Below are 24493 nucleotides of genomic sequence, written 5' to 3'. Positions count from 1 at the left end.
GGACGATGGCGATCGATGACCGGGTTTGGAAAACTTGCGACCTATTCTCCGCCGCCGGGGAATCATGGTTAATGCGTTGTTAAAGAGGGTGCGTCTATTGTCGTTCGATGAACAAGCCACTCTTGACCGGGGAACAGTGTTGACGGCGGACGGGGACCTTCTCGAACTGGCCTGCCGCCGAATCGCGGATCTGGATTGCCCGGCCTACGTCAAGAACAGCGAGCTGCGCTATGTGGCAGTCAACGAGGCTTATGCGTCCTTCTTCGGAAAGGCGATCTCCGATTTCATCGGTCGCCGCAGCCGCGAACTTATCGATATACCGGAAGAGGAGGCTCGCGAGGACAAGGAGAGGCGAGCTCTCGTCTTCGCAAGCGAGGAAAGCGCTGTTTGTTTCGACGCTGGCGGCGTCGAGCACCGGCGTGCGCGGATCGAGAGCTTCTCGCCGTCTGAAGGCCGCGTTTATGTCCTAGGCATCTTCGAAAGGAAGGTTCCACGCAACAATGGCGACCCGTCGATCGCCATTCCGACACCATTGGCATCCGAGGTAGCACGCAGCCAGGCTCTGACCGAGGACCTGCAAAGCATTCTCCGCGCTCTTCCTGTCGGCGTCATGATCCTCGACGACTCGCGCGACGTTCTCTACGCCAACGACGAGTTCTACGAGGTCTGGGATCTGCCGCGCGACGACCGATTCGACGGCTGGGCCTTCATCGACGTCATCCGTCGCAACCACCAGCTCGGACGGTACGGTGACAGGCTGACGCCGGAGCAGATTTTTGCCCGACGCGAGGCACATTTTGTCGCTGCGGAACAAGAGCAGCCGGTGGAGCTCGGCTGGGTCAATGGCAAGCGGGTTCTCTTCGAGGGGCGCCGACTTTCCAACGGCCGCGTGCTGCTGTCCTATGCCGATGTCACTGCTGTCCGTCAGCACGAGAAGGAAATCCATGAGACGCGGGCGGCTCTCGCGCGTCTCGGGGACTTGATGGATGATGCGACGAGGGCGATGTCGCAGGGGTTGTTGATTGTTCAGGACGGCAATATCCTGCTTGCCAGCAACCCGCTCAGCGACATCCTTGCCATTCCGTCGGAATACCTTGCCGTTGGCCGGGGATGGATCGATCTCTTCCAGTTCTGCGCCAAACGAGGAGATTTCCACGGTCAGGAGGACGAGATCCTGACCGGTTGGCGCGACAACATCGCCGCCAAGAAGCCGATCTCAACACCGTTCCATATCGCCGGAGAGCGGTGGGTCAACCTGGACGCTACCATCAGCGAGCGGCAGCATTGGATCGCACTGTTCACCGACGTCACCGAAGCGAAGCAGCGCGAGGCCGAACTCGAGCGTCTGCTGTCGCGTGCTGAAGCCGCCGATCGCGTCAAGTCGGAGTTCCTCGCCAACATGAGCCATGAAATCCGCACGCCGATGAACGGCGTTCTCGGCATGGCTGAATTGCTGGCGAAGACCGATCTCGATACCCGTCAGAAAACCTTTGTCGACATCATCGTCAAATCGGGCAATGCGCTGGTGACGATCATCAATGATATTCTCGACTTCTCGAAGATCGATGCGGGGCAGATGACCCTCCGGCGCACGACGTTCGATTTGGTCGAGGCGATCGAGGACGTCGCGACCCTCCTGTCGTCGCCGGCCGCGGAAAAAAGCATCGAGCTGTTGGTTCGCGCGGCCCCCGACTTGCCTTCCGCAGTGATTGGCGATGCGGGCCGGTTCCGCCAGATCATCACCAATCTCGTCGGCAACGCAGTGAAATTCACCGAGCGCGGCCACGTTCTGGTGGACGTAGGCTTCACACCGGGCGCTGAAGACGAAATCATGGCGTGTGTTCGGATCGAGGATACCGGCATCGGTATTCCGCGCGATAAGCTGGAGTCCATTTTCGACAAGTTCTCGCAGATCGATTCATCCTCGACACGACGCCACGAAGGAACCGGACTCGGACTTGCGATCACCGCGGGGCTGGTGGACCTGTTCGGCGGCTATCTCGAGGTGGACAGTCAGCCAGGGGAGGGGTCTGTCTTTACCGTGAACCTGCCTTTCGTCGTGGCTGCGGCGCAACTGGCTCCCAAACCCCTGCCTGTGAATGTCAGGGGCGCGCGAGTCCTCCTCGTCGACGACAACACTGTCAATCGCCAGATATTGACCGAGCAATTGGCTCTCTGGGGTTTCGATGGCGCCGCTGCCGAAGATGGTCCAGGAGCATTTGCCGTTCTCGATATGGCGGATGAGCTTGGCATCGAGATCGATGCGGTCGTGCTCGATTACCAGATCCCCGGTATGAACGGCGCTGAGATCGCACGAAAGCTACGTGCCGACAGCCGCTTCGAACGTCTGCCGATCATCTTTCTGACCTCGATGGACATTTCCGGTACCGAGAAAGAGTTCGCGGCCCTTAACGGCCAAGCTTATCTGATGAAGCCAGCGCGGGCCAATGTGATGCGGAACACGCTCGTCGACGTCGTGCGTGCGAGCCGGACGAAGAAGATCCCGGCGGCGGCTATTTTGGCTGACGGTCAGGAGATCGCTACGACGATGCGCCCTGTGGCGGAAGAGAGAACGCCGGCGGAGTTTATCGACGTGCTGGTCGCGGAAGACAATGAAGTGAACCAGATTGTCTTCACGCAGATATTGCAGGAAACCGGCCTCAGCTTTCTCGTCGTCAATAACGGCCAGGAGGCCGTGGAGGTCTGGGGCCGCCTTTCGCCGCGAATCATCATGATGGACGTTTCGATGCCCGTGATGAACGGCCATGATGCGACGCGCGCGATACGCGAAAGAGAGCGCGGAAATGGCCATCGCGTGCCGATTATCGGGGTCACGGCGCATGCGCTGGACGCCGACCGCGAGCGTTGTATCGAGGCAGGCATGGATGACTACATGTCGAAGCCGATCAGCCCTGAGTTGCTCCAGGAGAAGTTGGAAATGTGGCTGGGCAGGAACGAGCAAGAGGTAGGCTCGGCGGGCTACTCTAGGATTTGACGCCGCAGAGCATCTCGCGCTTTCCGGCGAAGCCGCTGCGGCGTTCCACCGTGAAGCCCGCCGCGATCAGGTTGCGCCGGACAAAGCCGGCGGCGGCATAGGTCGCAAAGGTTCCGTTGGTCTTTGTCTTTTCACAGACGAGGCGCATCAATTCCGCAGACCACATGTCGGCATTGCGCGACGGGGCGAAGCCGTCAAGATACCAGGCATCGAAGCCTGCCTGGGCAGCTCCGACTCCTTCGAGGGCGTTGCCGCAGACGACGCTGAGTGATGTCTGGTCATCCAGCCGCAAGGAGACCGTTGCCTTTGGTGTTTCCGGCCAAGCCGCGGCCAAGGCCAGCCGTTCGGCATCGATTTCGGCCCAATGCGAAAGCGCTCGGTCGATTTCTGCTCGCTGCATGGGATAGAGCTCGAACGACATGAAGTGGAGCTGCTGCCCAGCGAGCCGGTGGAGTTTCCATTGCCGCCATGTCTCGGCAAAGTTCAGACCCGTGCCAAAACCGAGTTCGCCGATCAGGAAATGGCTTTGGTCCTGCCAACGTTGCGGCAGGCCGTTCCCGGCGAGGAAGACGTGTCCACACTCCAGCCGGCCGTCTGTCTGGCAATAAAAGTGGTCGCCAAAGGCCGGTGAATAGGGCATATCGCCGTCGCGCCACTCAAGCGGTTGATGGGCGCCAGCACTTAGTTCGGGATCCGTATCTGTCATGCCACAAGCCGATAGTCCGGCGTCGTCTTCCGGTCAATCATCGACTGCGCTGCTGATCGTCGGCGGCGGGATTATGGGGCTATGGGCTGCGATTCATGCGGAACGCTTGGGCATTGATGCCATGCTCGTCGAAGCTGGTCGGCTTGGCCAAGGCGCCAGTGGCGGCCTGCTCGGGGCGCTGATGCCGCATATGCCGGACAAATGGAATGCCAAGAAGCAGTTTCAGTTCGATTCCCTGGTTTCATTGGAAGCAGAGATCGCGGCGCTGGAGCTGCAGACCGGCCTTTCCGCCGGCTACAGGCGCTCGGGGCGCCTCATTCCGCTGCCGAAGCCGCATCTGCGCGAAATCGCGCTTGGCCATTCCCGGGACGCGGAAGCGCGCTGGATAGCGGGGGAGCGGCATTTCCACTGGCATGTGCTCGACAGGCCTCCCCAGGAGTCTTGGGTCGATGCAGCGGCTGGGGAAAGCGGCTTTGTCTATGACACGCTGGCCGCCAGAGTTGCGCCGCGCTCATTCATCGCGGTACTCACCGCCGCGCTACGCGACGCACGGCATGTGCGGATCGTCGAACAGCTTGCGCTTGATGATCTCGATCTTGACCGCAACGTTGCGATGACTACCAGAGGTGAGATTGCTTTCGGCCATTGCATTGTCGCAGCCGGCCATCACTCCTTTCCGGTGCTGGAGCGCCATTCCCACGGTCTTACGAAGCCACTTGGCCAGCCAGTCAAAGGGCAGGCGGCGTTGCTCAAAGTCGATGTTGATCCGTCCAAGCCGACGATTTTTCGCGATGGATTGTATGTCGTTGCGCACGAGGGCGGTCGCGTCGCGGTCGGCAGCACGAGTGAGAATCGCTTCGACGAGCCGTTCTCGACCGATGGACAGCTTGATGGGTTGCTTGAAGCAGCTGGACAACTGGTGCCGGCATTGCAAGGAGCGCCTGTGCTTGAACGGTGGGCCGGCTTGCGGCCGAAGGCGATCGATCGCGATCCGATGATCGGCGTACACCCCGACCACGGTAGTCTGATCGCACTGACTGGCGGCTTCAAGGTCAGCTTCGGCCTGGCGCACCGTCTTGCGGCGGCTGCCGTCCATTTCGCGGCCGGCATGCAGCCGCCCTTTGCGCTGCCTGAAAGCTTCCTGCTTGCCCATCACATTCATGTGGCTTCACGCTAGACGTGAATTAGCATTTCCTGCCTTTCGTTAATCTGTCACGCAAATCACCTATCAGCTAGCGCAATCGCGGCGCCGACGGAGGAGATTTTATGCGCTACGCCATTTGCTTTACGCCCGCTGCGAGCGATCCGCTCTCACATGTGGCCGCAAATTGGTTGGGTCGGAACGTGTTTTCCGGCGAGATGGTTGAGCCAACCGCGATTCGCGGCCTGAGTATTCACGAAATCGCCTTCCACACGGCGATGCCTCGCCGCTACGGCTTTCAGGGCGTCCTGAAGGCCCCCTTCCGCCTGGCCGCCGATTTGACGGAGGCGCAACTTCTGCGTGATCTTATGCGCTTCTGCGGCACGTTGACACCATTTCAGATCAATCGGCTGGAGGTGGCGCGGCTCGGTTCATTCTACAGTCTCGCTCCCTCGCTGCCCTGCGAGCACGTCCACTACCTTGCCTCTTCGGTCGTTCAGCAGTTTGACCGCTTCCGCGCGCCGCTGAGTGAAGCCGAGATCGAGCGGACGGATCCAGGCGGTCTGTCGGCGGCGCAGTTCACCAATCTGCACCGCTGGGGAAGCCCCTATGTGATGGACGAATTTCGGTTTCACATGCCGCTGACCGGCCCTGTCAGTCATTGCGATATCCCACGGGTCGAGCACGCGCTTCGCAACGTTTTCGAGCCAGTGCTTGTCGATCCCGTCAAGGTCGCCAACGTTGCCTTGATGATCGAAGAGGGGAATGGCGGACCGTTTCGGGTGCATTCGTTGCACCCGATGGGCAAAGTCAGCGCCCGGAGGGATCGTGTTCTGGCGCTTGCCTAAGGCTTTGTGCCGCAAAGGCAAAACTCTGTTGCGTACTTTCCGTCTCGACATTCCGTCTCCGGATGCTACCGTTTCGCCGACGTTCAGGAAGGTGATTTCATGGTATCCGAGACTTATCCGCGCAATCTCGTCGGCTATGGACGCAATACGCCCGATCCGAAGTGGCCGGGCGATGCGCGTGTGGCAGTCCAGTTTGTCATCAACTACGAGGAGGGCGGCGAAAGCTGCATTCTCGATGGCGATCCGGCCTCTGAAAATTTGTTGTCGGAAATCGTCGGCGCCGCCGCTTGGCCGAGCCAGCGCAACTTGAACATGGAATCGATCTATGAGTATGGCTCGCGCGCCGGTTTTTGGCGCCTGTGGCGGACGTTCACGGAACTCAAGATTCAGGCAACCGTCTATGGCGTAACACTTGCCATGGCCCGCAACCCGGAGGCGGTCGCGGCCATGAAGGAGGCTGGCTGGGAGATCGCCAGCCACGGGTACCGCTGGCTGGAATACAAGGATTTCCAGGAGGACGTCGAGCGCAAGCATATCCAGGAAGCCGTGCGCCTGCACACCGAGCTGACCGGCGAGCGGCCCTACGGCATGTATCAAGGCAAGCCCTCCGACAACACGCTGCGCCTCGTCATGGAGGAGGGTGGTTTCCTTTATTCCTCGGACTCTTATGCCGACGACCTGCCGTTCTGGGTGAAGGGTGTCGATGACAAGCCGTTCCTGATCATCCCCTATACGCTCGAGACCAATGACATGCGTTTCGCCACGCCCCAGGGCTTCAACTCGGGCGATCAGTTCTTCACCTACCTCAAGGATGCCTTCGATACGCTCTATGAAGAAGGCAAGGCCGGCAGCCCGAAGATGATGTCCGTCGGCCTGCATTGCCGCCTCGTTGGTCGTCCTGGCCGGGCTGCGGCGCTGAAGCGCTTCATGGAGTATGTGCTGAAGCACGATAAGGTGTGGATCCCCCGGCGTCTCGAGATCGCGCAACATTGGCATACGCACCACAAGCCGGAGACGATCTGATGCTTTCGCGTGACGAGTTCGTATCGCGTTACGGCGGTGTTTTTGAACATTCGCCATTCATTGCCGAGCGTGCCTATGATGATGGCTTCGTCGGTGACGAATTGACGGTTGATCGTGTCCACACGGCGCTCGTTGCCATCTTCCGGGCGGCCAACCCAGAGGAGCGGCTGGGAGTGCTGCGTGCCCATCCCGATCTTGCAGGACGCCTCGCAATCGCAGGTGAATTGACCGAGGACAGCAAGAAGGAGCAGGCGGGCGCCGGGCTCGACCGACTTAATGCGCAGGAGCACGACCGTTTCACCGAGCTCAATACGGCGTATGTCGAGAAGTTCGGCTTTCCGTTTATCATTGCGGTGAAGGGCTTGAGCAAGGACGATATTCTGGCGGCGTTCGAAAGGCGCATCGGCAATACGAGCGACGAGGAGTTTGAAACGGCCACCGCTCAAGTCGAGCGTATCGCGTTCCTGCGGCTGGAAACTATGCTAGCGGGACGCTGACGCACGATTCCTGGTGCTTTTCTCTTTTGCATCCGTGACTTATAGTCGCGTCATGAAACCTTCGGAAGTGCTGGAGAAGAACAGGCAGGCAATCCGCGAAGCCACGAAGCGCTTCAACGCGGCGAACCCGCGTGTTTTCGGTTCGGTTGCGCGCGGCGAAGATCGGGCTGATAGCGATCTGGATATTCTGGTGGACGCGCTACCCGGCAGTACATTGTTAACGTTAGGCGGCTTACAGGATGCCTTGGAACAGATGATGCTCGGCAAATCCATCCATCTGTTGACGCCCGGCGACTTTCCCGAAGCCGTGCGGATGCGTGTCCTTTCTGAAGCGAAGCCGATATGAGCGTGGAGCGAATTCCCTATCTGCTGGAGCGCATGCGGCAAGCCGCGACCGATGCCCAGTTCATGATCGATGGTGTCAACAAGGAAGAGTTCCTAGCGAATGTTATCCTTCAGCGGGCAGTTGGAATGAGCCTCCTGATGGCTTCGGAGATCGCTTCGCAACTGATAAAGATCCATCCCGAGTTTACGCTGGAACACCCGGAGTTTCCTTGGGGTGCGATGCGCGGGATGCGCAGTCGTATTGCACACGGCTATTTCGACATCGACCTCGACAAGGTTTGGGCTACGGCGAAAGACGACGTCCCAGATCTCCTCAATAGGCTTGACCTCGTGCGCAATTGGCGCGCCGAAGGCGAATAACGACATGCCTCAATTCCTCGACATCCTTCCCCTGACCAAATCCGCCTTTGCGCCGTTCGGTGATGTGATCGAAGCCGATCCGGCGACGATGCGTTATATCAACAACGGCACGACGGAACGTTTCCATGCGCTCGCGGCCGCCGAAGCAGTCGGCGAGGGCGCGCACGTCATCATCAATCTCTTTCGTGGTCAGCCGCGGGCGTTTCCGTATGAAATCGGCATGATGGAGCGGCATCCGTTCGGCAGTCAGAGCTTTTCGCCGATCTCGGGTCGGCCCTATCTCGTCGTCGCCTCTGAGGACGAGGGCGGAAGGCCCGGTCGTCCCCGCGTATTCCTCGCGCGTGGCGATCAGGGCGTGAACTATCGCCGCAACGTCTGGCACCATCCGTTGATGTCGCTTGGTGCTGCCAGCGATTTCCTCGTTGTCGACCGCGACGGCCCCGGCAATAATCTGGAAGAGTACGCTTTCGAAGCCCCTTACATCATCAGCGAGCCGAGCCTATGACCGGACTGACGACCCATGTTCTCGATACTGCGTCCGGCAAGCCAGCAGAGGGATTGCGGATCGATCTCTTCCAGATGGATGGCGATTTTCGCCACCACATCAAGACCGTGCGGACCAATTCCGACGGCCGCGTCGACGGCGGCCCGATCCTAGTTGGCGATGGCTTCAAGGTCGGAACCTACGAATTGCACTTCCACGCCGGCGACTATTTGCGCGGGATGGGCGTCGCGTTGCCGCACCCGGCGTTTCTGGATCTCGTGCCCATCCGCTTCGGTATCGCCGACCTCAGCGCGCATTATCACGTGCCACTGCTAATCTCGCCCTACGGCTATTCCACCTATCGCGGCAGCTGACCATGCGGTTTGCGGCGATCGCGGCCGCGGACGGCAACCACCTCACTCTGGAGGCGGACGCCCGCCCGGATTGGGCAGGCGCGCTCGCGACGGGCTGGTTGCCGTAGTAGCTCGTTCTTACTGGCGACCGAGCAGGATCGACGAGTTGACCTCGTTGATGTCGCGCTTGCCGCAAAGCGCCATGGTGATGTCCATTTCCTTGCGGAGGATGCCAAGCGCCAGGGTCACGCCTTCCTTGCCCATGGCGCCGAGGCCGTAGAGGAAGGGGCGGCCTATATAGGTACCCTTGGCGCCGAGGGCGATTGCCTTCAGCACGTCCTGGCCGGAGCGGATGCCGCCGTCCAGATGCACCTCGATCTTGTGGCCGACGGCATCGACGATCGGTTCCAGCATGCTGATCGACGAGGGGGCGCCGTCGAGCTGGCGACCACCATGGTTGGAGACGATGATGGCGTCGGCACCGGTCTCGGCTGCCGCCCTGGCGTCCTCGACGTCGCAGATCCCTTTGATGATCAGCGGGCCGCCCCATTGTTCCTTGATCCAAGCGACATCGGCCCAGGAGAGCTGCGGATCGAACTGCTCGGCGGTCCAGGAGGCGAGCGAGGAAAGATCGGAGACGTTCTTCGCGTGGCCGACGATGTTGCCGAAGGTGCGGCGCTTCGTCTGCAGCATGTCCAGGCACCAGAAGGGGCGTGTTGCCATCTGCCAGATATGCTTTGGCGTAAACTTCGGCGGCGCGGAGAGGCCGTTTCGCAGGTCCTTGTGGCGCTGGCCGAGGATCTGCAGGTCGGCGGTCAGCACGAGGGCCGAACACTTCGCCGCCTTGGCGCGGTTGATCAGGTTGAGCACGAAATCCTTGTCGCGCATCACGTAGAGCTGGAACCAGAAGGGTCTGGTCGTGACAGACGCGACATCCTCGATCGAGCAAATGCTCATCGTCGACAGGGTGAACGGAACGCCCGCGTCTTCCGCTGCACGAGCGGCCAACATCTCGCCGTCAGCATGTTGCATGCCCGTCAAACCTGTGGGCGCAAGGGCGACGGGCATCGACACCTTCTGGCCGATCATCGTCGTCTCCAGCGTGCGGTTCGTCATGTCGACGAGCACGCGCTGGCGCAGCTTGATCTTGGCAAAATCGCTCTCATTCGCCTGGTAGGTCGACTCCGTCCAGGCGCCGGAATCCGCGTAGTCGAAAAACATTTTCGGGACACGGCGCTGGGCGAGGGTTTTCAGGTCGGCGATCGTGAGAGGCGTGGCCATGGATAAGACTTTCACATCTGAATAACGCCATGGCCCTTAACATGATTTCCGAGGCTTTGTGTATCTCTTTCCTCGCCTATGGAACAAGAATCAGGCTTCCTGCGGCACGTCCCGCTTCGAGGAATTGCTGAGCTTCTGCAGCTTCCTCCAGCGCGTATTCGCGGGCGATCGTTGCGGTGATGCCAGCTGCCAGCATTTTGACCACGGTCTCGGCCGCCGTCAGGTAAGCCGAAGTGTCCGTGATGTAAGCCATGATACTTGGATGCGTCAGCGATTTTCCGGGGCGAAGTGCGTCGACGGCGACAGGCGGGATCGGCCCGCCCGCCTGTCCGATCGTCGCCACGACGCCGAACGGACGGACGGATGCTATGGATTTTGCAAGCGTGCCGGCGCCGATGCCGTCATAGGCGACATCGACGCCGCCATTGTCGGTGAGCGCCTCGACCGCGGCGACGAGATCGGCATCGCGACCGACGATCAGATGGTCCGTGCCGTAGTCGCGGGCGAGATCGGCCTTCTCCTCCGAGCTTACGGTTCCGATGACGGTGGCGCCGAGATGCTTTGCCCATCGCACGAGAAGACTTCCAAGCCCGCCGGCGGCGGCGTGGATGAGGATGGTGGTTCCCGGCCCGACGCGATAGGTCTTCGTCAGCAGCATGTAGGCCGTCAACCCCTTCAGCATGGACGCGGCCGCGACCTTTGAAGGCAGGTTATCGGGCAGGCGAATGGCGCGGACTGCCGGCAGAAGGCGTGTTGCGGCATAGGCGCCAACGGGGGCGCCGGCATAGGCGACGCGGTCGCCGGGCTTCAGGTCGGTGACCGCGCTCCCCACGGTTTCGACAGTGCCGGCGCCTTCGACGCCGAGTATGGCGGGATAGGCCGGCAAGGCGTAGAGCCCGCGCCGGTGATAGATGTCGAGGAAGTTCATGCCGATCGCGTCGTGGCGGATGCGGATCTCGTCTGCACCGGGCGACTGCAACGCCTGTTCCGAAACCTGTAATTGTTCGATGCCGCCTGGGGCGAGAAGCGTAATGACCTTGTCCATGAGTACTCTCCGATTGCTGTTGCAAGCATCATCGCGCATGGCATTCTGATCGAAAATTCCCTATTACCTCTCATTAAATAGGAAAAAATTAACAATGATCGATTGGGAAAGCCTCCGTTATTTCGCGGCGCTCGCGCGCGCCGGAACGCTGCTCGGGGCGGCTCGCGCCCTAGGCGTGGAACATGCCACCGTTGCCCGCCGGGTTGCCGGGCTTGAAGAGCAGATGGGCGTGAAGCTGGTTGACCGGCGCGGTCGCCGCATCGTGCTGACACCGGAGGGCGAGCGGGTCGCCGGGATGGCAGAGCGAATGGGGCTGGAGGCGCAGGCCGTCGAACGGCTGGGGCTTGCCGCGGGTGCGACGCTCGCTGGGGAGGTCCGGATCAGCGCGCCGCCGACACTTGCGGCTGCGATGCTGCCGGCAGGGCTGGTCGCCTTGCGGGTCCGGCATCCTGACATCGGCATCACCATCGTCGGAGAGACGCGCTACGCCTCGCTGGACAGGCGGGAGGCGGATATTGCGGTTCGCATGACGAAGCCGGAGCAAGGCAATTTCGTCATCAGCAAGCTCGGAGATATCGGCTTCGGCTTCTATGCCACCGCCGGTTATCTGGCCGCCACGCCGGAGGCGCAGAGAACCTTCATTGCCTATGACGAAACGATGGCGAGCGCACCGCAGTCGATCCGGCTTGCCGAGGCAACCGAGGGGAGGAAGGTGGCGCTAAGGGCCACGACGCTGGAATTTCAGCTGGCGGCGGCGCGCGCCGGCGGTGGCATCGCCATGCTGCCGAATTTCATGCTCGCTGGTGTCGATGGTCTCATCGAGGCGATCCCGCAGCCGCAGCCTCTGACGCGGGAGCTGTGGCTGGTCGTGCACGCGGATATCCGCAACGTGCCGGTCATCCGGGTTGTGATGGACGCCTTGAAATCGATCGCGTGGTCAAGTTAGCAGCTGCGCGCATGTCGCGGGTAAAGGTGGTCGGTGGTGAGAGGCGGCCAGATGCGGCCGCCTTCAATGTCAATATTCCTGCCTGGTCGGCCTGAACAGGATTTCATTGACGTCGACATCCTCCGGTTGGCTCATGGCGAAGGCCACCATGCTCGCAAAAGAATCGGCCGGGATCGCCATCTCGTAGACCTTGCGGACGCGCTCGGCGACGTCAGGTTCGGTGATGCTGTCGGGCAGTTCGGTGGCAACGGCGCCCGGCGAGATGATCGTCGTGCGGATGTTGTAGGGCTTCACCTCCTGCCGCAGCCCCTCCGAAATCACGCGAACGCCATGCTTGGTCGCGGCATAGACGGCCCCACCCGGATTGACCTTGTGGCCGGCGACGGACGAGACGTTGATGATTTGACCGCTCTTCTGCTCCCTCATATAGGGCAGCGCCGCGGCAATGCCGTAGAGCACGCCCTTGAGGTTGACGTCGATCATGCGGTCCCAATCCTCCACCTTGCCGCGCTCCAACGGAGAGTGCGGCATCAGGCCGGCATTGTTGATGATGACATCGATGCGGCCATGCAGCCGGACGGCATGGTCAACCAGGCGTTTGACCTGATCGACCTTAGTTACGTCGGTCTCGACGACGGCATCGCTGCCGAGGCCGAGTTCGCCAGCGATCGCATTCAGCCGGTCGAGACGCCGGGCGCAGAGAACGAGTTTGGCACCGTCCCTTGCCAGGCGTCGGGCCGCCGCTTCGCCAAGGCCGCTGCTTGCGCCGGTGATCACGACGACCTTATCCTTGATGCCGTCAGTCATGACAGATCCTTTCCCTACGCTTGGTCGCCGCTCAGCGGTCGACCCTTGCCTGGAGATGTGCCGGGTAGCGGTCGCCCTCGACCTTGATGCCGGCGAGCACGGTTTCGATGGCGGCAAGGTCTTCAGCCGTCAGCCGGACGGCGCCCGCGCCGATGTTTTCTTCCAGCCGATGCATCTTTGTCGTGCCGGGGATCGGAACGATCCAGGGCTTGCGGGCCAGCAGCCAGGCAAGCGCGATCTGCGCCGGCGTCGCGCCCTTGTCGCGGGCGATCTCGCCGAGGCGATCGACCAGCGCTTGATTGGCCTTGCGGGCTTCGGCGGAAAAGCGCGGAACGACGTTACGGAAATCCTTGCTGTCGAAGGTCGTCGTCTCGTTGATCGCGCCGGTCAGGAAGCCCTTGCCGAGCGGGCTGAAAGGAACGAAGCCGATGCCTAGCTCCTCGAACGTCGGGAGGATGTCCTGTTCCGGCTCGCGCCACCACAGCGAATATTCGCTCTGCAGGGCGGCGACGGGCTGCACCGCATGCGCGCGGCGGATCGTTCTGGCGCCTGCTTCGGAAAGACCGAAATGCTTGACCTTGCCTTCGCTGATCAGATCCTTGACCGTGCCGGCGACGTCCTCGATCGGCACGTTAGGATCGACGCGGTGCTGGTAGAAGAGGTCGATCACGTCGGTATTGAGGCGCTTCAGTGCCGCGTCGGCAACCTCCCTGATATGGGCGGGACGGCTGTTCATGCCGCTCTGGCCGCCATCGGGCCCGAAGTTGAAGCCGAACTTGGTGGCGATGACGACCTTGTCGCGGAACGGCGCAAGCGCCTCGCCGAGCAGGGTTTCGTTCTTGTAGGGGCCGTAGGCTTCCGCGGTGTCGAAGAAGGTGACACCGCGTTCGAAGGCGGCGCGGATCAATTTGATCGCGTCTGCGGTGTCGGTTGCGGGGCCGTAGCCGTAGCTCAAGCCCATGCATCCGAGGCCGAGGGCGGATACTTCGAGGCCGCTTTTTCCGAGTGTGCGCTTTTGCATGGAGTTTCCTTTCCTAGCCCTAGTATTGTTCGTCGCTGACCTTTTCCATCCAGTCGACCACCTTGCCGTCGAGGGCTTCGGCGATCGCGATGTGGGTCATGGCTGTTGTTGCGGATGCACCGTGCCAGTGCTTCTCGCCCGGTTCGAACCAGATGATGTCGCCGGCGCGGATGTCTTCCACAGGTCCGCCGTCACGCTGCGCGCGACCGCTGCCGGAGAGCACGATCAGCGTCTGGCCGAGCGGATGGGTGTGCCAGGCGGTGCGAGCGCCGGGCTCGAAGGTCACCGTTGCACCGCCGACGCGTGCCGGCGCCGCCCCACTGAACGGCGCGTCGATGCGGACCGTTCCGGTGAAATAGTCCGCCGGTCCCTTGGCGGATGGATCGGAGCCGTTTCGCTTGATTTTCATCTTTCGTCCTTTCGTGAGCTCAGGAGCGTGCCGCTCGGCTGACGTTCGAAAGAAGATTTAGTGCGGATGCTTTCCTACGATTAGATGGTATAAACAGCATGATCTTATGAGCAGGATTCATGAATGACGCGGCAATCGATCAACGACCTCATCGCCTTTCTGGCCGTGGCGCGGGAGAGAAGCTTTACGAAGGCCGCGGCCAAGCTCGGCGTGTCGCAATCGGCGCTCAGCCATACGATCCGCGGCCTCGAAGCGCGCCTCGGCCTGCGGCTACTGACGCGCACGACACGTAGCGTGTCGCCGACCGAGGCAGGTGAGCGGCTGCTGGGTTCGATCGGGCCGCGTTTCGACGAGATCGAGAGTGAACTGGCTGCACTCAGCGAATTTCGCGAGAAGCCGGCGGGTACGATCCGCATCACGGCGGGAGAGCATGCCGCCGACGCCATACTCTGGCCCGCCCTGGAGAAGCTGCTGCCTGATTATCCCGATATCAATGTCGAGATCATCGTCGATTATGGGCTGACCGACATTGTCGCCGAGCGTTACGACGCCGGCGTCCGCCTTGGCGAGCAGGTGGCGAAGGACATGATCGCCGTGCGTATCGGGCCTGATATGCGGATGGCGGTCGTCGGAGCGCCTGCATATTTCGACCGGCGGTCGAAGCCGCAGACGCCTTCTGATCTCACCGACCACAACTGCATCAATCTGCGCCTGCCGACCTATGGCGGGGTCTATGCCTGGGAGTTCGAGAAGGACGGACGTGAGGTGAAGGTGCGCGTGGAGGGGCAGCTGGTGTTCAACAACGCGCAGCTACGGTTGAACGCAGCACTTTCGGGGCTCGGTCTGGCGTACGTGCCGGAGGCGCTGGTGCGGCAGCCTCTGTCCAATGGACGGCTCGTTCGCGTGCTTGAGGATTGGTGTGCGCCTTTCCCCGGGTATCATCTTTACTATACGAGCCGTCGGCAAACCTCGCCGGCCTTCGCCTTGCTGGTCAATGCACTTCGCTACCGGGAGTGAGGCACACGAAATCCAGCCCGCTGGTTGCGGGCAGATGCCGACCCCAACGGGCAGATCTCAGATCGCGCTCTTGGCCGCGACGCCTGCCACGTAAGTCTCCACGATCGCGCGGTCGTCGCCCATGGTCTGCAGCAGGAAGAGCTCTTCCGGCAGCGCCTTCACGACCTCCATCTTCAGCGCCATTGCGGGCGTCGCGGCGGCATTGAGGACGACGATATCGGCGTCGGAGCCGACGTCGAGCGTGCCGATCCGGTCGGAGAGCGACAGCGAGCGGGCGTTGCCAAGGGTCATGTGGTAGTAGCTCTCCAGCGGGTTCAGGCGTTCGCCGAGCAGCTGCTGGATCTTGTAGGCCTCGTCCATGGTGCGCAGCATCGAATAGCTGGAGCCGCCGCCGATATCGGTGGCGACGCCGATGCGCACCGGCTTGTCGCGGCGTGCGAGCGCCTTCAGCGGGAAGAGACCGGAGCCGAGGAAGAGGTTCGAGGTCGGGCAATGCACCGCGACCGACCCTGCTTCGCTCATCGCATCGGCCTCGCGATCCGAGAGGTGGATGCAGTGGCCGAAGAGCGTCTTGTCGCCGAGCAAGCCGTAGCGGGCATAGATATCGGTGTAGTCTATGGCCTCGGGATAGAGCTCGCAGGTGAACTTGATCTCGTCGTGGTTCTCGGAGAGATGCGTCTGGATGTGCAGGTCAGGAAACTCGCGGGCGAGCGCCTGGGTGGCTTCCATCTGCGCCGGCGTCGACGTGATGGCGAAGCGCGGGGTGATGGCGACGTGGTTGCGGCCCTTGCCGTGCCATTCGGCGATGATCTGGCGGGTCTCGTCGTAGCCCATCTGTGGGGTGTCGAGCAGACCCTGCGGGGCATTGCGATCCATCATCACCTTGCCGCCGATCATGCGCATGTTGCGCTTCAGCGCCTCGGCGAAGAAGGCGTCGGCGGAGGTCTTGTGGACCGAGCAATAGGCAACCGCCGTCGTCGTGCCGTGGCGCACGAGCTCGTCGTAGAAATGCCCGGCGATCCGCTGAGCATGCGCGCTTTCGACGAAGCGGCACTCTTCGGGGAAGGTGTAGGTGTTCAGCCATTCCAGCAGGTTTGCCGCGTAGGAGGCGATCACCTGCATCTGCGGGAAATGCAGGTGCATGTCGATGAAGCCGGGCGTGATCAGGTGGGGGCGATGATCAATGGTCGCCACGTCGGCCGGGGCTTGCGCGCTGACCTGGTTATAGGTGCCGCAGGCAACGATCAGGCCATCCTTGATGAGCAGGGCGCCATCGCTTTCGTAGAGATAGCTACCGCTATCGCCAAGATCTTGAGGTGCGCGCAGGAAAGAAAGGAGGCGGCCGCGAAGAAGGGTGTGCGTCATGGCTTTCTACCTCTCGAATGCATCAGGGCGCCGGCTGGGCGGCGATGGCCGCCGGTGTGGCGGCGCAGCCGTACATGGTCTTGTCTCCGAATGCCAGAACTGCGTTGAGTGGGTAGTGACGGTCAGACATCCCGTCCGAGCAAGCCCCCTTGGTTAGTGTCAGCCTGAGGGGAGCAGGTCCGCCGGCGATTGTCCAGGTGGCGCTATCCTTCTCGATCGCCGGGCCGGAGTTGGCGCTCTTGATGTCCTCCACACCCGGGCGGCTGACGGTGATGCCGTCGGCGCGTATCTTGATCGGCCAGAAGGGCTCAGTGCCGAGGGCGTTGAGGTCGCCGTCAAAATCCCCTGTGGCTGCTGCCGGACTGCCCTTCGCCGTAGTCGCATCTGCGCCGCTCTGGCCGCAAGCGGTCAGGGTGGAGGCGAGGAGCATGACGCGAAGGGCGGCTGACATCATTCCTGCTTGCCTTCGACTGCGCTTTCAAACCAGGCGACCAACAGCTTGCGTTCGTCCGGGGTGATGTCGGTCACGTTGCCGGGCGGCATGGCATGGCTGCGGCCCGCCTGTATATAGATCTCGCGCGCGTGGGCGGCAATTTCCGCGTCGGTTTCAAGCACGACGTCCTTCGGCGGTCGCGCTAGCCCCTCATAGACGGGCTCGGCGGCATGGCACATGGAACAGCGCGTGCCGACGAGCTGTTTGACCGCGGGGAAATGCGCGTCGCCGGCGAATTGCTGGAACGCGGGAGCGACGGCCTGGGCGTCTTTCTCGCCTGTCAGCACCTTCGGCACCGTCGACAGCCACATGATCAGGATGAAAAGGATGACGGTCACGATCCAGGTCCAGGTCGGACGGCCCTTGCGGGCGTGGGTCGTGTTGAACCAGTGGCGGACGGTGACGCCCATCAGGAAAACGAGCGCTGCGATCACCCAGTTGTAGGCGGTGCCGAAGGCCAGCGGATAGTGGTTCGACAGCATGAAGAAGATGACCGGTAGCGTCAGGTAGTTGTTGTGGAGCGAGCGCTGCTTGGCGATTGCGCCATATTTCGCATCAGGTGTGCGCCCGGCGATCAGGTCGGCGACGACGATCTTCTGGTTCGGGATGATGATCATGAAGACGTTGGCCGACATGATCGTTGCCGTGAAAGCACCGAGATGCAGGAAGGCGGCGCGGCCGGTGAAAAGTTGCGTATAGCCCCAGCCCATGAAGACGATCACGGCGTAGAGCACCACCATCAGGCCCCAGGTGTTCTTGCCGAGCGGCGATTTGCACAAGAGGTCGTAGGCGATCCAGCCGACGGCGAGTGAGGCAAGCGATATCAGGATCGCCACAGGCGCGCTGATGTCGAGCACATGGCGGTCGATGAGGAAGAGGTCGGCACCGCCATAGTAGACGATGCAGAGCATCAGGAAGCCGGAGAGCCAGGTGAAATAGCTCTCGTACTTGAACCAGGTCAGGTGTTCCGGCATCTGCGCCGGGGCCACGAGATACTTCTGGATGTGGTAGAAGCCGCCACCGTGCACCTGCCACTCCTCGCCATAGGCTCCGGGCGGAAGGTGCGGCCGTTTTACCAACCCGAGGTCGAGCGCAATAAAATAAAAGGACGAGCCGATCCAGGCAATCGCGGTAATGACGTGGAACCAGCGGGCCGCAAAGGCCAGCCATTCCCACGCGATGGCATATTCATACATTGAGTTCCCCTGTACTTCCCTCGACTCTTCACATTGCAGAAAGTGGCGTCCCGAGGAAAGGGGATAAGCGTCGGTTGAGCATCAACAGTAAGCGGGCCAGCATCCCTCGCAGTAACGAACTTGTGAAAATGCCCCGTACGGACCGGGTACACACGCAAAGCTCGCAGCGTTCGAAGCTCCGACTGCCTGCTCGGCGTTCAGGGGGGCTCCCGCCATTCTCGCCGTGCTCGGTTGCGCCTAGAGACCCAAACAGCACTCGGCACGCGTCGCTTTCAGCGGCTTGAGGCAGGCATCGGGCCGCTGTCCTACTCCCGGATCGGGGCGAAGGGCCAAGCTTGATCGGCATTGTAATATGCAAACCATATCAAGGCCCTTGGATTGGCCGATGAGATGGCAAGCCGATAGGGCTCTTTCGCCCCAAAAGCCTTTTTCGGGAACAGGTGTTCCCGCGCTCCGAGCAGGAGCGCGTCAAAAAGAATATGTGGCAAGCCAAGATGTCGACGCTTTTGCATCGGATGCTCTCCTGATGGTCGTGATCGGGTCGATCACGAAGCGTGCTTGCGGGCCGCCGTTCGCAAGCACGCGGAATGGTAAAGCGCGGTTCAAAGTGCGTGTGTCGACGCCGCTTTGCAGCATGGAAAGTGGCTTGAAATGTCACGGTTCGATTACAATTTCAGTTTTGAGGCCGTCGGAATGAGGTGAGAATCACGCCATTCCGACGGCGCATTCATCGACGGAGATGATGCCAATGCGCAGCATTCTTGTGTGTGTGATGATTGCATTTGCATCATGTGCCTACGCGCACGATGCGCCGTCGGGTTGGAGCTATGAGCCCTTTTGTTGCAATGGCGACAGCGAGAACGGGGACTGCCAGATGATTCCTCCCAAGAGCGTCGCGATCACGCCGCACGGATATCGGGTCACGCTGCTACCGGGTGATCATAGGCTTGTTACACACGCACATGTCTTCCTTCTTCCCATGGGCAAGGCAATGCGTTCCGGTGATGGTGACTATCACCTTTGTCTGTTCCCGAACGAGGACACGCCACGCTGCTTCTACGCGCCTCAGATGGGTTATTAGCTGCCGCCGGTCCCGGCGACGTTCATTTCAGCAAGAACCCAGTTTCGGAATGCCTTGATCTTAGGGACGTTGCGGCGGTTCTCCGGATAAGCCAGCCAGTAGCCGCGGCCATCGGTGCATTGAAGCTCGAATGGGCGGATCAGCTTCCCGCTCGCAAGTTCCTCCGGATAGAAGTCAGGTGTCAGGATCGCAACGCCCTGGCCGGCCACCGCGGCCGCGGCCTCATAGGCTTGGGCGCCATAAAAGCTCGTGCTTCTCTTCTCGAAGCTGGGAATCGGTACGCCCGCAGCTTCGAGCCATTGGTGCCACCAAGGATCGGTGGGATCGAAAATCCGAAGCTTCAAGAGGTCGGCAGGCTCATGAATCCCGCCAATACTTTCCGCCAGTGCCGGGCTCAGCATAGGCGTGAAATAGACGTCCATCAGTTTGTCCGCCCGCAGCCCCGGCCATTCTCCCCTGCCTGAGCGGATGCCGACATCGACTGCTTCGCGGCCGAAATCGACCAGCGAATCCGTGGTGCTGAGCCGCACGGCGATATTCGGATTGGCGAGCTGAAAATTGCCAAGCTTGCGCGCAAGCCATTGGGACGCGAACGTCGCCAGGCAGGTGATCTGTAGGGTTACCTCTGTTTCCCCACGCGCCTCGGCCATGGCGAGTTGCAGCATTTCGAAAGCTTCGGTCACCTGCGGGGCCAGCCGTTCTCCGGTCTCGGTCAGGCTGATGTGGCGTGGACGACGCAGGAACAGCGGCTCGCCGACATTCTCCTCCAGTAGTTTTACCTGGTAGCTAACGGCGGTCTGCGTCATGCCGAGTTCTTCGCCCGCACGCGTAAAGCTGCCGAGCCGCGCCACGGCCTCGAAGACCCGCAGGGCGTTCAAAGGAAACTGCTTTGACAGCTTCATGGATAAGTTCTCTTTATGCGTTCCAACGATTGTTCGATTGGAATTGCAGCATTTATTGGCGCAATCTGCAACCCAACGGATCAGATTGTTGAGGTGATGTTATGGATTGCGTCGTTATCGAGCACAAGAGCCATGCGAGGGTTTCCGAGACTTCCAATTGGCTCTCAGGCCTTGGCCGCAGACTGCTGCGGCGGTTTTCGGAATGGGACCGGCTGGACCTCGAAGGCATGCCTGATCGCGTCAAGCGCGACCTCGGTTTCCTGGACGGGCGGGAGCCGCGTTTCGACAGGGAGTTCTGGCAGTAGGCATCAACGGAGAAAAGGCAGCACTTGAGTGCTGCTTTTTCTCAGGCCTGCTTCATACGCTCGACGGCCATCAGCACGCGCTCCGGTGTTGCCGGCGCGTCGAGCCGAGGGCAGACCTTGTAGTTCGCAACACTGGCGACAGCCATCGAGAGTGCTTCCAGCACCGAAATCGCCAGCATGAACGGTGGTTCGCCGACTGCCTTTGAGCGGCCGATGGTGGCTTCCGTATTTTCCGACCATTCCGCCAGCCGGACGTTGAAGCTCTTCGGGCGATCGGAGGCGAGAGGAATCTTGTAAGTCGAGGGCGCATGTGTGCGCAGCCTGCCTTTTTCGTCCCACCACAACTCTTCGGTCGTCAGCCAGCCCATGCCCTGCACGAAAGCACCTTCGACCTGGCCGATATCGATGGCCGGGTTCAGCGAGCGCCCGACATCGTGCAGGATATCGGTGCGTTCAATCATGTATTCGCCGGTCAGCGTATCGATCGACACTTCCGAGCAGGCGGCGCCGTAGGAGTAGTAGTAGAACGGAGTGCCTCGGCCGGCCGCGCGATCCCAATGGATCTTGGGCGTCTTGTAAAAGCCCGCAGCGGAAAGCTGAACGCGGGCAAAATATGCCTGCTTGATGAAGTCAGGAAAGGCGAATTCCTTGTCGCCGACTCGTACACGGTTCGGCAGGAAGACGACATCCTTTGGCGGCACCGCCCATTTCTCGGCGGCAAAGGCGACCAGCCGCTCCTTGATCTGGCGGGCGGCATCATAAGCCGCCATGCCGTTCAGATCCGATCCGGACGACGCGGCCGTTGCCGAGGTATTCGGCACCTTACCTGTGGTCGTGGCTGTGATCTTCACCCGCTCGATGTCGACCTGGAAGCTGTCGGCCAGCACCTGCGCCACCTTCGTGTAGAGACCTTGGCCCATCTCCGTGCCGCCATGGTTCAGGTGGATCGAGCCATCCTGATAGACATGAACAAGAGCGCCTGCCTGGTTGAAAGCCGTCAGCGTGAAGGAGATGCCGAACTTCACTGGCGTCAGCGCGATGCCCTTGCGGATGAAGCGGCTGTTGCGGTTGAACTCGATGATTGCGTTGCGGCGCGCCTGATAGTCGGCGCTTTCCTCCAACTCATTGACGATGCGGCCGATGATGTTGTCTTCGACCTCCTGGTGATAGGGGGTGAGCGTGCGACCCGAACCGGGTTGTCCGTAGAAGTTGAGTTTGCGGATTTCGAGCGGATCCTTGCCGACGACGTAGGCAATTTCTTCGATGAAGCGTTCCGCACCGAGCATGCCTTGCGGGCCACCGAAACCGCGGAAGGCGGTGTTCGAGACGGTGTGAGTTTTCAGCGGCTTGGATGCCAGGTGAACATGCGGGTAGAAGTAGCTGGAATCCGCATGAAACAGCGCGCGGTCGGTCACCGGCCCGGAGAGGTCGGAGGAGAAGCCACAGCGGGCGGCGTAGGTGGCATCGACGGCGTGGATCCGCCCATCGTCGTCGAAGCCCAGTTCATAATCGACGAGAAAATCGTGGCGCTTGCCGGTAGCAGCCATATCCTCGTCGCGGTCGGGCCGGAACTTGATGGCACGCTTCAGCTTCTTGGCGGCGATTGCAGCAAGGGCTGCAAACTGGTTGCCCTGCGTTTCCTTGCCGCCGAAGCCGCCACCCATGCGGCGAACGTTCACCGTCACCGCATTCGATGGGATATCGAGGACGTGGCCGACGATGTGCTGGATCTCACTCGGATGCTGGGTTGACGACCAGACCGTAACCTCGTCGTCCTCGCCGGGAATTGCCATGGCGACATGGCTTTCGAGATAGAAATGCTCCTGGCCGCCGATCCGCATTTGGCCCTTCAGGCGCCGCGCCGCGTTTTCCATTTCCGTTTTCGCATCGCCGCGCTGCAGGGTCATCGGGGTGATGACGAGCGGGCTGCCGTTGGCAAGCGCGCCGTCGATATCGCTCCAATGCGGCAGCTCGCGGTATTCGATCTTCGCCTTGCGGGCGGCTCGCCGGGCAATCTCGCGCGTCTCGGCAATGACGGCGAAAATCGGTTGGTTGTGGAATTCGACCTTTTGTTCCGCGAGCAACGGTTCATCGTGGCTACCGTTTGAACTGACGTCGTTGACGCCCGGGACGTCCTTGCCGGTGAACACCCAGATGACGCCTCGTGTGGCTTCGACCTCGGAGAGGTCCATGCTGACGATCTCGGCGTGGGCTCGGTCTGACAGGCCCAAGGCGCCGTGCAGCAGGTCGACAGGCTCAGGCAGGTCGTCGATATAGTCGGCAGAGCCGGTGACATGCTTGTGTGCGGAATCGTGGCGCTGTGCGTCGTGCATGGCGCCGTTGATGATGAATTTTGGATCGCCGAAGGTCGACTTGTCCATCATGCCACCTCTTCGAAGCGGTGGAGTTCAGCCGGCGTTCCTGATGTTTCCAGGAAAAAGCGCATCAGCAGGTTCTTCGCCGTCAGTTGGCGATATTCGGCCGTTGCGCGCCAGTCGGTCAGTGGCTGGAAGTCGGCATCGAACTCGGCCCGCACCGCCTCGATCGTCTGTTCGTTCCAAGGTTTGCCCATCAGCGCGTTCTCGACCTGGCGCGCGCGCTTCGGCGTTGCCGCCATGCCCCCAAAGGCAATCCGGATGTCGTTGACGTCGCCTTCGCCGTCCAGCGTCAGATAGAATGCGCCGAGAACCGCGGTGATGTCCTCATCGCGGCGCTTGGTGATCTTGTAGACGGCAAATCGCGTGTCCTCGGCGGGATAGGGTACGAAGATGCTCTCGACGAATTCGCCGGGACGCCGATCCTGCTTGCCGTAAGCGATGAAGAAGTCCTCGAGCCGTAGCATCCGCGGACCGGCAACAGAGCGCAGCGTCACCGTGGCGCCTAGGGCGATCAAGGGTGGCGGCGTATCGCCGATCGGCGAGCCGTTCGCGATATTGCCGCCGATCGTGCCCATGTTGCGGACCTGATCGCCACCGATACGGTCGATGAGACGGCCAAGTGTGGGCACCTTCTTGGCAATGATCTCGAAGGCGCGGCTGTAGGTGACGCCTGCGCCGATGGTAAAACCGCCATCGCCCGCGGTGATCGACTGCAGATCGGTCAGATGGTTGATGAAGACAATCGGATCCAAGGCACGCATCTGCTTGGTCACCCAGAGCCCGACATCGGTAGAGCCGGCAACAATGGTGGCGTTTGGTTCCTCGGCCAGAACGCGCGCCAGCGCGTCCAGCGAGGCCGGGACGACCAGCCGGCCCTCTGCCGTGGTGATCGAAATGGTCTGGCTGGTCCGCATCGCCCAGAGGCGCGAAATGATCTCGGAGCGGGTCTTCTCGAGCGGGTCGAAGAGCGCGCTCGGGCGGGTGTGGCTCACCTGCTCGGCGGCTTTCACGATCGGCTCGTAACCGGTGCAACGACAGAGATTGCCTTGCAGTGCCTTTTCGATGTCGGCCCGGCTCGGCTTGTCGTTGGAAAGCCAGAGACCATACATCGACATGATGAAGCCTGGCGTGCAGAACCCGCACTGCGAACCGTGGCAATCGACCATTGCCTGCTGTACCGGATGAAGCGTGCCATCCTTGGCGGCCAGATGCTCGACCGTGACGACATGGGTGGCGTTCAGCGATCCCATGAAGCGGATGCAGGCATTGACGGACTCGTAGTGCAGCTTGCCGTCGATCAGCCGACCGACGAGGACGGTGCAGGCGCCACAATCGCCTTCCGCGCATCCTTCTTTCGTGCCCATCAGCCGGCGCTTCAACCGAAGATAGTCAAGAAGAGTCTCGGTCGGTCGGACAGCGCTGAGCGAGACGTCCTCGCCATTCAGGATGAAGCGGATGCTGTCGTTCATGTCGTTCCCTGGTTTTTATCTTTATT

General features: G+C 61.2%; 25 protein-coding genes. 13 read left to right on the top strand and 12 right to left on the bottom strand.

Going from position 1 to position 24493, the window contains the following annotated elements:
* The first annotated feature begins 139 nt into the window (after positions 1–139).
* Complete coding sequence (locus FHT97_RS08640; protein ID WP_183861336.1) at positions 140–2995, top strand: response regulator; 2856 nt, start codon at positions 140–142, stop codon at positions 2993–2995.
* Here the strand turns inward: FHT97_RS08640 and mnmD are convergent.
* Positions 2985–3701, bottom strand: coding sequence for a tRNA (5-methylaminomethyl-2-thiouridine)(34)-methyltransferase MnmD (gene mnmD, locus FHT97_RS08635; protein WP_183861334.1), 717 nt, complete (start codon positions 3699–3701; stop codon positions 2985–2987). The two genes, FHT97_RS08640 and mnmD, sit on opposite strands and share 11 nt — an antisense overlap.
* On the opposite strand from mnmD, the gene FHT97_RS08630 reads away from it, so the two are divergent.
* The 8 genes from FHT97_RS08630 (at position 3700) to uraH (ending at position 8773) form a co-directional block, all read left to right on the top strand.
* Positions 3700–4878, top strand: a complete 1179-nt coding sequence (locus FHT97_RS08630) for an FAD-binding oxidoreductase (protein WP_183861332.1) — start codon at positions 3700–3702, stop codon at positions 4876–4878. The genes mnmD and FHT97_RS08630 overlap by 2 nt on opposite strands.
* An 89-nt stretch (positions 4879–4967) precedes the next feature.
* Complete coding sequence (locus tag FHT97_RS08625; protein WP_183861330.1) at positions 4968–5690, top strand: DUF1045 domain-containing protein; 723 nt, start codon at positions 4968–4970, stop codon at positions 5688–5690.
* Positions 5691–5789: 99 nt separating this feature from the next.
* On the top strand, positions 5790–6713 hold the full coding sequence (gene puuE / locus FHT97_RS08620) for an allantoinase PuuE (protein WP_183861328.1): 924 nt from the start codon (positions 5790–5792) through the stop codon (positions 6711–6713).
* Entirely contained in the window at positions 6713–7210 is a 498-nt protein-coding gene (gene uraD, locus FHT97_RS08615) for a 2-oxo-4-hydroxy-4-carboxy-5-ureidoimidazoline decarboxylase (protein ID WP_183861326.1), read from the top strand. Before puuE ends, uraD begins: the two co-directional genes overlap by 1 nt.
* A gap of 52 nt (positions 7211–7262) precedes the next feature.
* Positions 7263–7556: a nucleotidyltransferase family protein gene (locus tag FHT97_RS08610; protein ID WP_183754020.1), complete on the top strand. Its 294-nt coding sequence runs from the start codon at positions 7263–7265 to the stop codon at positions 7554–7556.
* Positions 7553–7915, top strand: a complete 363-nt coding sequence (locus FHT97_RS08605; RefSeq protein ID WP_183861324.1) for a HepT-like ribonuclease domain-containing protein — start codon at positions 7553–7555, stop codon at positions 7913–7915. Before FHT97_RS08610 ends, FHT97_RS08605 begins: the two co-directional genes overlap by 4 nt.
* A 4-nt stretch (positions 7916–7919) precedes the next feature.
* Positions 7920–8420: an ureidoglycolate lyase gene (locus tag FHT97_RS08600; protein ID WP_183861322.1), complete on the top strand. Its 501-nt coding sequence runs from the start codon at positions 7920–7922 to the stop codon at positions 8418–8420.
* Positions 8417–8773, top strand: a complete 357-nt coding sequence (gene uraH, locus FHT97_RS08595; protein ID WP_183754028.1) for a hydroxyisourate hydrolase — start codon at positions 8417–8419, stop codon at positions 8771–8773. Before FHT97_RS08600 ends, uraH begins: the two co-directional genes overlap by 4 nt.
* A gap of 117 nt (positions 8774–8890) precedes the next feature.
* Here the strand turns inward: uraH and FHT97_RS08590 are convergent, their stop codons facing one another.
* Together FHT97_RS08590 and FHT97_RS08585 are read right to left on the bottom strand one after the other, a co-directional pair.
* Positions 8891–10033 (bottom strand): alpha-hydroxy acid oxidase, encoded by a 1143-nt coding sequence (locus tag FHT97_RS08590; protein ID WP_183861320.1) that lies wholly within the window; start codon positions 10031–10033, stop codon positions 8891–8893.
* Positions 10034–10109: 76 nt separating this feature from the next.
* Positions 10110–11078, bottom strand: coding sequence for a quinone oxidoreductase (locus FHT97_RS08585; protein ID WP_183861317.1), 969 nt, complete (start codon positions 11076–11078; stop codon positions 10110–10112).
* A gap of 94 nt (positions 11079–11172) precedes the next feature.
* Here FHT97_RS08585 and FHT97_RS08580 point away from each other — a divergent pair, with 94 nt between their 5' ends.
* On the top strand, positions 11173–12024 hold the full coding sequence (locus FHT97_RS08580; protein WP_183861315.1) for a LysR family transcriptional regulator: 852 nt from the start codon (positions 11173–11175) through the stop codon (positions 12022–12024).
* Between the two features lie 69 nt (positions 12025–12093).
* Here the strand turns inward: FHT97_RS08580 and FHT97_RS08575 are convergent, their stop codons facing one another.
* From FHT97_RS08575 to FHT97_RS08565, 3 genes are read right to left on the bottom strand one after another with little or no spacing between them, the layout of a single operon-like run.
* Positions 12094–12831 carry an SDR family oxidoreductase gene (locus FHT97_RS08575; RefSeq protein ID WP_183861312.1) on the bottom strand — a complete coding sequence of 246 codons (738 nt, stop codon included), beginning with the start codon at positions 12829–12831 and terminating at the stop codon, positions 12094–12096.
* Between the two features lie 31 nt (positions 12832–12862).
* Complete coding sequence (locus FHT97_RS08570; protein WP_183861310.1) at positions 12863–13852, bottom strand: aldo/keto reductase; 990 nt, start codon at positions 13850–13852, stop codon at positions 12863–12865.
* A 19-nt stretch (positions 13853–13871) separates the two neighbouring features.
* Positions 13872–14261, bottom strand: coding sequence for a cupin domain-containing protein (locus FHT97_RS08565; protein WP_183861308.1), 390 nt, complete (start codon positions 14259–14261; stop codon positions 13872–13874).
* 123 nt (positions 14262–14384) lie between these two features.
* Here FHT97_RS08565 and FHT97_RS08560 point away from each other — a divergent pair, with 123 nt between their 5' ends.
* Positions 14385–15278 (top strand): LysR family transcriptional regulator, encoded by an 894-nt coding sequence (locus FHT97_RS08560; RefSeq protein ID WP_183861306.1) that lies wholly within the window; start codon positions 14385–14387, stop codon positions 15276–15278.
* 57 nt (positions 15279–15335) lie between these two features.
* Here FHT97_RS08560 and guaD read toward each other — a convergent pair whose 3' ends face one another.
* From guaD to puuD, 3 genes are read right to left on the bottom strand one after another with little or no spacing between them, the layout of a single operon-like run.
* On the bottom strand, positions 15336–16643 hold the full coding sequence (gene guaD / locus FHT97_RS08555; RefSeq protein WP_183861304.1) for a guanine deaminase: 1308 nt from the start codon (positions 16641–16643) through the stop codon (positions 15336–15338).
* A gap of 22 nt (positions 16644–16665) precedes the next feature.
* Positions 16666–17097: a hypothetical protein gene (locus FHT97_RS08550; protein WP_183861302.1), complete on the bottom strand. Its 432-nt coding sequence runs from the start codon at positions 17095–17097 to the stop codon at positions 16666–16668.
* The gene (gene puuD, locus FHT97_RS08545; RefSeq protein WP_183861300.1) at positions 17094–18332 is read right to left on the bottom strand and encodes a urate hydroxylase PuuD; all 1239 of its coding nucleotides are present in this window, start codon (positions 18330–18332) and stop codon (positions 17094–17096) included. The genes FHT97_RS08550 and puuD overlap by 4 nt, the downstream gene beginning before the upstream one ends.
* A 748-nt stretch (positions 18333–19080) precedes the next feature.
* Here puuD and FHT97_RS08540 point away from each other — a divergent pair.
* Complete coding sequence (locus tag FHT97_RS08540) at positions 19081–19413, top strand: hypothetical protein (RefSeq protein ID WP_016554797.1); 333 nt, start codon at positions 19081–19083, stop codon at positions 19411–19413.
* Here FHT97_RS08540 and FHT97_RS08535 read toward each other — a convergent pair.
* On the bottom strand, positions 19410–20315 hold the full coding sequence (locus tag FHT97_RS08535) for a LysR substrate-binding domain-containing protein (protein ID WP_183861298.1): 906 nt from the start codon (positions 20313–20315) through the stop codon (positions 19410–19412). The genes FHT97_RS08540 and FHT97_RS08535 overlap by 4 nt on opposite strands.
* Positions 20316–20416: 101 nt before the next feature.
* On the opposite strand from FHT97_RS08535, the gene FHT97_RS08530 reads away from it, so the two are divergent.
* Positions 20417–20620: a hypothetical protein gene (locus tag FHT97_RS08530; protein ID WP_183861296.1), complete on the top strand. Its 204-nt coding sequence runs from the start codon at positions 20417–20419 to the stop codon at positions 20618–20620.
* A 41-nt stretch (positions 20621–20661) separates the two neighbouring features.
* Here the strand turns inward: FHT97_RS08530 and xdhB are convergent, their stop codons facing one another.
* Positions 20662–23001, bottom strand: coding sequence for a xanthine dehydrogenase molybdopterin binding subunit (xdhB, locus tag FHT97_RS08525; protein ID WP_183861434.1), 2340 nt, complete (start codon positions 22999–23001; stop codon positions 20662–20664).
* Entirely contained in the window at positions 23001–24467 is a 1467-nt protein-coding gene (xdhA, locus tag FHT97_RS08520; protein WP_183861294.1) for a xanthine dehydrogenase small subunit, read from the bottom strand. The genes xdhB and xdhA overlap by 1 nt, the downstream gene beginning before the upstream one ends.
* Positions 24468–24493: the final 26 nt, after the last annotated feature.

It is taken from the genome of Rhizobium sp. BK399 (assembly GCF_014194695.1).
Taxonomy (GTDB): Bacteria; Pseudomonadota; Alphaproteobacteria; order Rhizobiales; family Rhizobiaceae; genus Rhizobium.
This window is presented reverse-complemented; position numbering and strand designations above follow the sequence as displayed.